Here is an 11,949-nt window from a genome sequence, read left to right as displayed (position 1 = left end):
ACACTATCAGCGAACCTGGCAAAAGGAAAGGAGGATCCAGCATAGAAACCACTAGCCAAGCTTATATATGGATTGGATAACATGCATATAATCTTATAGAAAGGAGACACCACGTAACGGCATCCCCCGCAATCTATTAATTCACAAATCTTCCGGCCTTGCCCTTCGTTTCCCAATACTCATTCCTCAAATGGACTTTTTGAATTTTCCCAGAAGCAGTCTTTGGCAGTTCTTTTACAAAGGTTACCCCAGTAATCGCTTTGAAATGGGCCAGTTTCTCCCTGGAAAATGCAATAAGGTCCTTTTCCGTGATTTGTTCATTTTCACGTAACACGACATATGCGTGCGGGGTCTCCCCCCATTTTTCATGCGGGACGGCGATGACTGCAGCTTCAAGGACAGCCGGATGGTCATACAAAGCCCCCTCGACCTCAATGGACGATATATTCTCCCCGCCACTGATGATGACATCTTTTTTACGATCGACAATGTCGATATTCCCGTATTCGTCTACGGTCGCCATATCACCTGTATGGAGCCACCCATTGCGGATCGTTTCCATGGTTGCCTCTTCATTTTTCCAGTAGCCTTTCATGACTCCATTGCTTCTCGTGATCACTTCGCCGATTTCCTTGCCATCATGTGCAACCTCTTCACCATAGTCATTGACAACCTTGACCTCGCAGCCAATCATCGAGATACCTGCCTTCGCTTTCATCCGATACTGTTCATTCAATGGGAGTTCCTTCAAGTGCGATCTGACTGTAGAAATCGTACTTAAAGGGGAAGATTCCGTCATTCCGTACACCTGGATGAACTCCCAGCCAAGTTCTTTTTCGACACGGGTAACGAATGCTGGCGGCGGTGCAGACCCAGCGATGACTACACGCACCTGCTGCTCAATGTTCGGGACATTTTTTTCATAATACTGGAGCAGGGCGTTCAAAACTGTCGGTGCCATATGCATCACGCTGACTTTATGCTTTTCCAATGCGCTGAAAATCGCCTCGGGGGTCGTTTTGCGAAAGCAGACCTGAGAAGCGCCGTTTGCCGTGTAATAAAATGGAGACCCCCAACCATTTACATGGAACATCGGCAGGACATGCAGCAGGACATCTTCATCGCTTACCCGCAAATGATGCATCGTGCTTAGTGCGTGCAGATAATTGTTCCTGTGGGTAAGCATGACCCCTTTGGGATTCCCAGTCGTTCCACTTGTGTAGAGGAGGCTGCAGACATCATTTTCATCTAATTCTTCGCGTTTGAACGGTTCGGGAGAATGCTGTATAAGCCACGCATCGTATCCGATTTCCTCGAGGCTGTCTTCCTTATAATGGACAATGATTTCCTTCACGGTTTCCAGTTGGTTTTTGATTGGCTCGACGAGATGGTATAAATCCTGATCGACAAATAACACTTTGGATTCACTGTGGTTAAGGATGAATAGATAATCCTCCGGTTTAAGGCGAATGTTCAAAGGCACCATCACACCTCCGACCTGGAAGACACCATAAAAACCTTCAAGCATTTCAATTGAATTTGGCGCAAGGTAGGCAATCCGGTCACCTTTGCCGGCTCCAAGCTTCCTCAAACCATCCGAAAGCTGGTTTACCCTTTCGTTCAACTCAGAATATGTAAGCGCCCTGTCCTCGGAAAAAATAGCCTTTTTGTCTCCATAAAGCGATACCGCACGGTCTAGAAACTGGTTCAACAGCAATGGAACGTTCATTATTTGCCTCCTGTAATAATAAATTTAAAATTCTTAATATATAAATATATTAACATATCTCCATCTCTGTTATACAAAAATTCAACTGTTATATAACATGATTTTTCATAGCTGATTTTACAGGAAATTTTCATAGGAACTTTGTTTAGTGTAGTTCCTTATTTGAAACAAATAGGCATTTTAATCACATTCTTTATTTGGGCACATAGGATAATAAAGAAATCAAAATAAAGGGTGTTGCTCATGCCAGCAATAGTTGGGGTCATACAGGTCATTTCAATTAGCAGCAGTGCGGTCTTCCACATTGGCGATGTCTACAGAATAACTCCCCGTTCCAGCGCTAAAACCTTCTCCGGTGCGGGCTCATTCAATACCGGAGACGGATTGACCATACACAATAATCTTAGCTCGACAAATACCTATGACCAAGATGCAATTGATCAAGGAAATTATTTGAATGTATAGTGCGGGTGATTAGGTTGAATTTTTATATACAACAATCGATCAATATCAATTTTTTAAAGGTTGAGGGAATATCGAACTCTTCTGTCCTGCAAATTGGCAGTGCTGGTTTGATCAAGCCAGTTTCTAACCTATATAACACGGGCGGCTTTATAGCACCAGCTCCAGAGGCGCTGCATCCCTCCCAAATAACAACAGGTACATCATATACACCAGAAATACTTGAGACACCTGCGGTTCCTTTACAGGCTCCGGTTACACGAAGCTAACATTTAAAAACTGGTTCGAGGCGAGGTGATTCGTTTGAATGCTGAATTTTATGAATATGTTAAAAAGCTGCATTTATATGTACAGCACCAAAGCAAAAAGATATCCAAATTGGAAAAAATGGCCATGGATTTGCAGCAAGAAGTTGCAGCATTGAAGGATCGGCCTCCAGTCCAAATTGGAAATATCGAGTACAAATTCGACCAGTTGAAGGTAGAAACTCTTGAAGGGACTTTGAATATTGGCTTGAACCCGAGTGAACTGGATGGAATTGATGATTTTTCGGTAGATCAAAAAGCGGTTAATGTACCTACTCCTGGAAAACAGCTGTTTAAGAGGACAATCGAAATTGAAACAGCACTGTACAAATACCTTGAAACGGATTTAGAGGGTATCTATCGCGATGCTCAAGCGAAGCTGGGGATCAATGTAGATGATTCTTATTTCACTTTTATAAAAGAAGATATCAGAAAACAGTTGTCTGGCAGAGTGGCGGCACATTTAAAGGAAAGGTCCTCCGGTGAGAATGGGACGGTAATAAGCCCGGAGATGAATAATCAAGTGATTGACCTGCTAAAGCAGGAGATTCAGAATGGTGTATTCCTCTTCCTCAAAAACCTGCCAGATAATGTAAAGGAAGGTCGTTCAGAATGAATTTTCAAGTCTATAACCGGGATATTTGCGTTGGCGACATCAGAATCCTTGGCGTTTCAAGTTCCTCGCTGCTAATGGTCGGGGATGCAGATACCATCAATTTGGCATCCACATTCGATACTCCTGCAGAGTCACTGATAATCGGGCCGTTCGTCCCTCTTTCGCCGGAAGCTGGACGATGATGCTTCAAAGAATCGCTAGTGTTGATAGAATAAAAATAGATTCAGTAATATTTTCTTCAGTGTTCCAAATAGGTGATTCCCAGCAGATCCAGGCATTTTCCAGAGCTCTGGCAGTCCAAAGAGAGCGTGAAGTATTTTATGAGAATGAAGGCGCATTTAGTGCCTACCCCATTTTTTCTGAGCCCATTACATTTCAACCGGATGTTGAAACCATAAATAGTTCTACTCATAATGTTAATCCTGTCTTAAAGGTGCGGAGTATCAATATACTGGGTGTATCGTCTTCTTCAGTGGTGCATCTTGGGAATACCTGCAATGTTTCTATGGAGGCAAGGGTCAAGCACATCCGGCATCTCCTGCCGCGCCCCGAACAAAATCGTTGATGCATGCATATTGTTTTATCAAGGCTGATGTACTCTTAGGCCATTCTACCGTTCGTATATTGACTTTTGGGCAGCGCATTTTTTTAATGACTCTGAATTTGGCTAACTAGCCGCAACTTTTTATGTATATCGCCCAATAGAATAGCAGAAAAGGATGTTTTCAATGCCAGCAATCATAGGTCCAGTCCAAATCTTGAATGTAGGCGGCGGGACGGTGCAGTTTGGCGACACACTGTTCATCTCGCCAAAAAGTAATTCAAAAACAGTCGCTGGGCAGGGTGGTTTCAATACTGGTGGTTTCATTGTTACGAATAACGGACTTAGCGCCAGTAATGTCCTTGATGCCAACCTGATCGACCAGCCGACAGTAGGAAATAACTAGCGCTTTTTACGTTTTCGAGCATTTGATTTTGAAATTCTCGGCAGCCTTGTAGAGGGCTGCTTTTTTATCCATTTCAGGAATTTTTGCAGTTCAGGATGTAAGCGGAGCAATTCAATACTATTCAATCCCGTAGCCAGCTCCTCATTTGTGAATAAAGCATGTATCTGTTTGTGGCAAGGAATGCAAAGGCTGGCAGTTGGCATGAAGGCTCCGCCCCTTTCCCTTGGTGTCAGATGATGGACCGTGACCTCGACCTCATTCCTGCCGCATAGTTCACAAGTGTTGATATGGCTTTTCTTTGCCATTTACAATCCCTCCTTCAACAAGCCCTGTTGGTAATTTCCCCTTCATGGATTTTCTTAATCAGTTGTGCACCTGTCCCATACGCTACAAAAAAGGAATCGGCAAGGATTGTGTGAACAATCAACCGATTCCTTTAATTTAGAACTGATCCATTTCCAGAAGATGTCCGCCATCAAAGAAATATAAATATTTCTCTTCAACTGGCTTTTTCCATACTTGTTGAATCGCCTTTGCATACAGGCTGATCTGGATTCGATAACGCTCTTCCAAAATCGGTTTTGCCTGTTCGAACCCGCCTTTATAGCGGTCATGGATGCCATCTGTCTTGAAGTCAAGCAGGACTGTCCCTGTCTCATCCTCGAAAATACAGTCGATGACCCCCTGGATAAAAATCGGCTCATTTTCTCCCTGCCAATCAGGGTAAACCTCTTTTGCCGGTAATGAGAGATAAAATGGAACCTCGCGGCTGACCTTGTTTGCTCCAAGGAGTCGCTGGCCGATCTCAGTATCAAAAAAGGCAAGAATCCATTTTTGATCGACTGCCTCCTTCTGTTCCGGGAACAGCAGCTCATTCTCGACCATTTGCTCCAGCTGTGATTCAAGGCTTAACTCTGTAATCGGCCTGGAAAGATCGATATGCTGCATGACCATATGCATCGCGGTTCCCCGTTCTGCAGGGGTGAGTTTTTTTTCCTGCATGAACCTTGGCCTGTTAAGGATTGGCTTCGTAAACCGGCGGACGATCTGTGTCCCGCTCTCCTCATCCCTTGTTTCGTGGTTTCTCTTCAGCTCGGTTACAGACTGTTTCGAACGGTGATTGGCCGCTTCCTTAAAGTGATATTTCCATGAAAGCTGTTCATTGACCTTATCAGCCAGTTCCGAAACCTGGTTTACAGCCTGGCCAGCTGCGACAAGATCCATCAGGCTCTCGCGCTCTTCGTCTTTCTCATCGGCATATGAAATGATTTCCTCTGCGTTAATCGTTGCGATTTTCCAGCGGGATGGATGACAGTTAATCTCTTCGTCGAGTGCAGGATGCAGGATTGCCTGGCTTCCCCTGATCGACTCACAATCCTTATGACGGATAACAGCTGGCCCTATCCAGTCAATATAGCCTGATGCCGATGCCCTTAAATATTCATCAAGGAGCCATTCCGGATGGCTTGCTTCGTCCTGCCACTTGCTGATCGTTTTATCTGCATCCTTCACAGAACCGATCAGGTAGAGCTTTTCTTTTGCCCGTGTCAAGGCAACATAGAGGACACGCATCTCTTCAGAAAGCATTTCCATCTTATGCTTGCGTTTGAACGCCAATTGCGGCAAAGATGGAAACGAAATTCGCTTCTCAGGGTTGATGTACTTAGCAGCAAAGCCAAATTCTTTATCAAGCATATAGAATTTTTTCAAGTCCATCGTATTGAAATTCCGGGCAAGTCCCGCTACGAAAACTACTGGGAATTCCAGCCCTTTGCTGCTGTGGATCGTCATGATCCTGACGACATCTTCCTGTTCTCCCAGCGCCCTTGCCGCGCCAAGATCATCGCCACGCTCCCTCATCCGTTCAATGAAGCGCAAAAAGCGGAACAAGCCGCGGAAGCTCGTCGCTTCATATTGTCTTGCGCGATCATAAAGCGCTCTGAGATTAGCCTGGCGTTGTTTTCCGCCTGGCATCCCGCCTGCAAAATCGAAGAACCTCGTCTCCCTGTATAATTGCCAGATTAAATCAGAAACAGATCCTTGTCTTGCAGCCGTTCTCCATTTTTTCAAGCCTTCAAAGAAACGACTCGTCTTTTCATGAAGAGCTTCATTTTCTATTGTCGGCTTGTGGAGACAGAATTCCGTCAACGCCTCATAGAACGAACCTCTTTTCTGGCTGATCCTGATGATGGCTAGTTCTTCTTCGTCCAGGCCGACGATCGGTGACCTCAATACAGCGGCAAGCGGGATATCCTGATAAGGGTTGTCGATTACTTTCAGCAAAGAAAGCATGACCGCGACCTCTGTCGCCTGGAAATAGCCAGTCGACAAATTCGCGTAAATCGGGATTCCCTGCTGCTTGAATTCCTCCATGATTTGAGGAGCCCAAGTCATTGAGCGAAGAAGGATGACGATATCGCGATAATTGACGGGTTTGGATGTTTTTGTTTTGGGATTATACACACCCCGGCGCTCTTCAACCATATCCTTGATATGCTTGGCCATCAGCCTTGCTTCGAGCTGGGACTGTTCAAGGTCTTCAGCATCGAATTCAGTATCAGCTGACTCATTCACTTCTGGGGAATCATAGTCTGTTGAAGCACCTTCTCCCTTATCAATCAACAGGAGCTCGACTGGGAAGGAATCATCCTCAGGATAGGGAGCCCCTTTTTTCAATTCAGCATTATCATCGTAATGGATTTCACCGACTTTTACGCCCATGATTTGTTTGAATAAATAATTGGTGCCGTCCAGTACTTCGCTTCGGCTCCTGAAATTCTTCGCAAGATCAATTTTCAGGCCAGTTCCTTCACCCTCAGCCGTGAACCTGTTGTACTTTCCGAGGAAAAGGTTTGGTTCAGCAAGACGGAATTTGTAGATCGATTGTTTTACGTCCCCAACCATGAACAGATTCCCGGCTGCCTCTCCTTCTGCCGTTAACAGCTGGAGGATGGCTTCCTGGACCATATTCGTGTCCTGGTATTCATCAACCAGCACTTCCTTGAATTTATTGCGGTAGGCCAGTGCAGCTTCGGAAGGCGATACAGGAGATACATTTCCATCATCAGTCTTTGCAGTCAATATCTCAAGTGTGTAATGCTCAAGGTCTGAAAAATCCACGAGACCACGTTCCTGCTTCACTTCTCCAAACCTGTGCGAAAATTCTTTCACGAGGTCAATCAGCACGGCGATCAACGGTTTCATTTCCTGCATATCCTTCAGGAAGCTTTCTGGTTTTCTGGAAAATAGTTCACTTCTTAAATCCTGGACAATTTTCTTTGCACGGTCCCTGAGCTTGGCGGCTTTATCGACTAGATCCTTATTGTAATCATCGCCGCGACATGTCTTTGCCCTCCCAAAATCAGCAAGCTGTATCGCTTCATGCAAATCTCCCCAGGTTTGTTCACTGGCAGCCAGCAATGTGTCGATCACATGAAGATCTTCTGTAAAATTGACAGCCCGTGGTGCCGGTCCGCCCGGCATCCTGGAAATGTCCAGCGCTTTTTCGAGAAGCTGTTTTGCCCCCTGAAGCTGCAGCTCGATATCTGAGATAAGTACTTTCATAAACGGCAAGTGCTCGATCGCAATGCTGCCTGCTGCTTCGTACATGGATACGATGGAATCAAGATACGCATCAGGGGAAGGATTGGATCTGGCAAAATCAAACAGGTCAGTGATGATGTCCTTCAACCCTTCATCGCTGCGGTCATTCGTGAACGCATCCACCAGATTGAAAAAAGGCTGATTATCTGCTTTGCCGTATTCTTCTTCAAAAAGATCTTCAATCACTTCGTCCCGCAAAAGCTGTCCCTCGGTTTCATCCGCGATTCTGAAGCCAGGGTCAACATCAATCAGATAATAATATTTCCTGATGACTTCAAGGCAAAAGGAATGGAGCGTTGAAATGGACGCTCGATTCAACAGGCTCAGCTGCTTTTTCAGATGTGTTGAATCAGGGTGGCTGTTGATGGCTTTTTCAAGCGCTTCACCAATCCTGTGACGCATTTCAGCCGCAGAAGCATTTGTGAACGTTACGACGAGCAGCTCATCGACGTCAATAGGATAGTTCTCCGAAGTGATTTTCCTGATGATCCTCTCGACAAGAACAGCCGTTTTACCTGATCCGGCCGCCGCTGCGACAAGTATATCCTGCCCCGAGGCCATAATTGCCTTCCACTGATCTTCCGTCCATGTCGCGCCTTCCGGTACTGGCGGTATATTCATTCTAGCCAAGGTCCTCTTCCTCCTCTCCTATTGCTGACAGTAGGCCGAACTTCTTGATTTCTTCAAGTCTTGCAGAATCGACTGCCAGCCCATCATCGGCCTTCAAGTTTTCGTCTTGTCTCAGCGACTGCAGCAGGTCTTCCTTTTTAATGACAGGAAGCTTCCTGAAGTCATTCGATTCAACCGCCTGGTCAAACTGGCATACCGGCTTGAACGAGCAGAATGTACATGGTGCCCGGTCCTTGAGTTTGTATGGAGCAACATCAACAATTCCGCTGACAATCCTGTTGCCGGTCTCCACATACTTATGGCGCACAAATTGCCGTAAATGGTCAAAATCCTCACGGCTGGCAACCTTCGAGCTCTTCAGCAGGCTTCCATCTTTTTTAAAACCCGCGGAGATGATCTGTGAACTGCCTGTATCGAGCCCCTTGTCCATCATCCGGATGACATTCTCATCGCTTAGCAGCAATCCGTTCATTTTAAAACGTTTAAGGATTTCCTCTTCAATTTCATCAAGCGTCAGCATTTTTGAAGCATTGACAATCGGGTTGTGCACATGGAAATAGAGTACACCTGCAGGGTCAGCCTGCTTCCCGACAAGAAGCGGTGAATGGGTGATAATGATATCCAGGTAGGTGAGCATCTGAAGTGCTACACCGTAATACACCTCTGTCAGATTGACATCCTTCACGCTTGATTTGTAATCAATCACTCTCAGGTATACACCATGGTCATCCTCGGCTTTATCAACACGGTCAATCCTGCCCATCAGCTCCATCTTTGTGCCATTTTTCAGCGAAAAGCCCAGCGGAGGCAGTTTACCCTGCCGGCCGAAGCCGAGTTCCAGGCCGACTGGGGAGAACCCGCTGACTTTTGCATGCTCACTCAACACGAGAGATGCGCGGCTGATGATGTTCTGAAGTTTTTGCCTGATATAATGATGCCTGTTCGAGCTAAGCAGGATTTCATTCTGCAGTTTTGGAGCAAGCTTTTGCACAGCATCCCTTGCCAATTCTTCAGCCTGTGCCCTTGTAAGCTGGGCCCAGCTAAGGTTTTGCTCCATCACCGTTTCAGCGATTTCCTTCAATGCCGCGTGGAAAAGATCGCCGATATCCGGAGCCTCGAGCCGGAATATCTGCCGGTCTCGCAGCTTCAAGCCATGCTGGACATAATGCGAGAATGGACAGCTGTTGAATAGTTCCATCCTGGAGACACTTGCCTGGATTTCCTCGCCATACAATTCCTTCGTGACAGATTCAGACAGCTGTTTCGTCCTGTTTTCATAAAACAGGCTGGAAAGAACTTTCCGGGCTGTATCTGCCCAGCGGTGATTCTTCATATAATAATCGTACACATCCCACCAAAAATCATAGACAGGATAATTCCGCTTCTTCAGCTGAAGCTGGGATGTCAGATAGGATAAGGCAATATTTTCACCGGCAGCATATTCAAGCTGCTCTGCTTCCGGCAATTCCGAAGGATCTGGCAGGAAGAAATGCGTCTGATGTCCTGGAAACAAGTCCGAAATCCTTTTGATGAAGGAAGAAGGCATCAGGGCTTTCCCCTCTTCATTGGCAATCGGATAACTGATATAAAGCTGCTCCGAAGGCGTCACAAAAGCCTTATAAGCCGTAAAAATCTCATCCAGCAGCTTAGTTCGGCTGCCCGGGGCAAGCTTCAAGCCTTTTGATTGCAAAAGCTCGCGGTCGTCATCCGCAAAAATTCCTTCCTCGGTCATCTTGGCAGGAAGAATGCCTTCGTTCACGCCAATCACAAAAGCCACCTTTACATCGGCAAGCCTTGTTTTTTCTATGTCGGCAACCAGTACCTGGTCAATTGCCGGAGGAATCAGCGAAAACCTCAGTGACTCAAAACCAGCATCAAGGATGGAAACGAATTGCTTCGGTGCCACCTTGCTGTCACCCAGCATTTCGACGAACTGGTCAAGGAGATTGATCACGGCATTCCAGGCCTGCTCGTGCTCCCTTGCGTCAATCAGCCTTCCTTCCTGCTCCGCATATATTCTCCATGCTTCGAGCTTGGCGGGAATATCGAGCTCCTCCAGGAAGAGATAAACCGCTTCAGAAAGCTTTCTGCCTGTGTCAGCACGTTTCAGGCGCCGGGCCATTCGCAGAAGCGGTGAAGTAATTAACTGCTTCAAGTCATTCAGTTCCTGTTCAATCTTCTTCTCAGCATCCGTCTGGGCCACACTGTCATACTCGAGCCCCCGAATTCTCCGATATTTCCAGCGGTCTTTTCTCGTCCATTTATCTCCCTGGATCCCATATGCAAGCACATAGTTCTCCAGGATATCCATCTGTTCACGCACCCTGTTCAGGTCAGCACCCTCAGGGAACAGCAGGTCTGTCTTTACAGCCCGGAAAATCGGCTCATACCGCCAGTTCCCCAGGACCGTCTCCAGGCTTGAACGGACAAGCTCGATCAATGGATGGTGGAGCATATTCCGTTTCTGGTCGATAAAGAATGGAAGTCCGTAGTCTTCAAAAATGGTTTCCAGTACTTCACGGTATTCGCTTCCCCTCATCAAGACAGCGATATCGCGATAGCGGTATCCATCATCCCGTGCCAGGCCAATGATTTTTCTGGCAACTCCTTCAAGCTCGGAACGTCTGTTGGCTGCCTGTGCGATATGGATTGACGCCTCGCCTGAATACGGTACAGCCGGCCTTGAATCGAATTCCCTTTCAAGATGCTTCAGGGATTCATCCTGCCAGCGCCGCTGTTCAGACAGCACGACATTATCTTCTAGCTCATAGCCTTTTGTCCTTATCATGTCATAGAGTGTTTGGCAGGTCTCTCCTGTCAGCCTGAATAAATGAAGTTCATCAGGCTGTTCATGCTTGAAATCCCTGTCAACCGGGAGTGCGATTGTCACTCTTTTGGAGGAGGCAATCAGCTGATCAATGATCATGAGTTCAAGCGGCGTGAAACTATAAAAACCATCAATGTATACTTCCGCATTTTTCAGATAGTCAGAAGCCGGGATCTTTTCGGCGAGCAGCTTGAAATAATCCTCGGAATCTATATATTTACCAAACATTTCATCTTCGAACTGGCGATAAACCAGCTCCAGGTCGTGGATCTTATCATGTAATGCCTTGTTTCCTCCGGAGCCTTCAGCCATTTTTCCGGCAAGTTCTTCCGGATTGATGGCATAGCGTTTGAACTCGATCAGCATTTGCTCCATCTGCTGGATAAAACCATTTTTATCCGCAGCTTTCTGGAAGATTTTCAGGTCCTCTTTTTTGTCTTCAATGATTTTGCGGATCATCATACTGATCCCGACGCTGTCCAAATGCTGGCGTATGTATCCTCCCGTTTCCTGAAGCACTCTCCACGCCAGGCGCGGGAAGCTGTATACCTGTGCCCTGATCATTCCACCAAGGTCAGGATCTGTGGATAATCTGTATTCTGACAGGAAAGACATTTGTTCCGGCACAAGATAGACAATCGGATCTCCTTGAGGATCCGAAACAAGCCTGTCCTTCATTTCCTTCATGATCAGCTCGGTTTTCCCGCTGCCCGAGCGCCCCAGTACTAAACGTACAGACATCTGACTTCCCCTTTCTTCTAGTAAAATAACAATCTTCCAAGCCTAACTTTTTTCCTTTCACGACGTGCACTGTGCCTGTTTTTTATTTG

At 46.3% G+C, this 11,949-nt stretch carries 10 protein-coding genes; 6 read left to right on the top strand and 4 right to left on the bottom strand.

What is annotated here, in order from left to right; translation table 11 throughout:
• Positions 1 to 136: 136 nt before the first annotated feature.
• On the bottom strand, positions 137 to 1,729 hold the full coding sequence (locus tag QNH36_RS06925) for a long-chain-fatty-acid--CoA ligase (protein WP_283904979.1): 1,593 nt from the start codon (positions 1,727 to 1,729) through the stop codon (positions 137 to 139).
• Between the two features lie 243 nt (positions 1,730 to 1,972).
• Here QNH36_RS06925 and QNH36_RS06920 point away from each other — a divergent pair, with 243 nt between their 5' ends.
• The 6 genes from QNH36_RS06920 to QNH36_RS06895 all read left to right on the top strand — a co-directional run bounded on the left by QNH36_RS06920 (position 1,973) and on the right by QNH36_RS06895 (position 4,059).
• The gene (locus tag QNH36_RS06920) at positions 1,973 to 2,194 is read left to right on the top strand and encodes a spore germination protein (protein ID WP_144474493.1); all 222 of its coding nucleotides are present in this window, start codon (positions 1,973 to 1,975) and stop codon (positions 2,192 to 2,194) included.
• A 14-nt stretch (positions 2,195 to 2,208) separates the two neighbouring features.
• Complete coding sequence (locus tag QNH36_RS06915) at positions 2,209 to 2,460, top strand: spore germination protein GerPB (protein ID WP_144474492.1); 252 nt, start codon at positions 2,209 to 2,211, stop codon at positions 2,458 to 2,460.
• Positions 2,461 to 2,494: 34 nt separating this feature from the next.
• Complete coding sequence (gerPC, locus tag QNH36_RS06910) at positions 2,495 to 3,112, top strand: spore germination protein GerPC (protein ID WP_260983498.1); 618 nt, start codon at positions 2,495 to 2,497, stop codon at positions 3,110 to 3,112.
• Positions 3,109 to 3,294, top strand: coding sequence for a spore gernimation protein GerPD (locus QNH36_RS06905; protein WP_144474491.1), 186 nt, complete (start codon positions 3,109 to 3,111; stop codon positions 3,292 to 3,294). Before gerPC ends, QNH36_RS06905 begins: the two co-directional genes overlap by 4 nt.
• On the top strand, positions 3,291 to 3,677 hold the full coding sequence (locus tag QNH36_RS06900) for a spore germination protein GerPE (RefSeq protein ID WP_313959694.1): 387 nt from the start codon (positions 3,291 to 3,293) through the stop codon (positions 3,675 to 3,677). Before QNH36_RS06905 ends, QNH36_RS06900 begins: the two co-directional genes overlap by 4 nt.
• 163 nt (positions 3,678 to 3,840) lie before the next feature.
• Positions 3,841 to 4,059, top strand: a complete 219-nt coding sequence (locus QNH36_RS06895) for a spore germination protein (RefSeq protein WP_023615349.1) — start codon at positions 3,841 to 3,843, stop codon at positions 4,057 to 4,059.
• Here the strand turns inward: QNH36_RS06895 and QNH36_RS06890 are convergent.
• From QNH36_RS06890 to addB, 3 genes are all read right to left on the bottom strand, one after another.
• A complete protein-coding gene (locus tag QNH36_RS06890) occupies positions 4,056 to 4,364 on the bottom strand; it encodes an HNH nuclease-like protein HlpB (protein ID WP_251544177.1) in 309 nt (102 codons plus the stop codon). The genes QNH36_RS06895 and QNH36_RS06890 overlap by 4 nt on opposite strands.
• 136 nt (positions 4,365 to 4,500) lie before the next feature.
• Positions 4,501 to 8,283, bottom strand: coding sequence for a helicase-exonuclease AddAB subunit AddA (addA, locus tag QNH36_RS06885; RefSeq protein ID WP_283905382.1), 3,783 nt, complete (start codon positions 8,281 to 8,283; stop codon positions 4,501 to 4,503).
• A 1-nt stretch (position 8,284) separates the two neighbouring features.
• Positions 8,285 to 11,860 (bottom strand): helicase-exonuclease AddAB subunit AddB, encoded by a 3,576-nt coding sequence (addB, locus tag QNH36_RS06880; protein WP_283904978.1) that lies wholly within the window; start codon positions 11,858 to 11,860, stop codon positions 8,285 to 8,287.
• Positions 11,861 to 11,949 lie beyond the last annotated feature (89 nt).

The sequence above is a fragment of the Mesobacillus sp. AQ2 genome, from assembly GCF_030122805.1.
GTDB lineage: Bacteria > Bacillota > Bacilli > Bacillales > Cytobacillaceae > Mesobacillus > Mesobacillus oceanisediminis_A.
The sequence above is the reverse complement of the archived record's forward strand: the minus strand, read 5'-3'. Positions and strand labels throughout refer to the sequence as shown.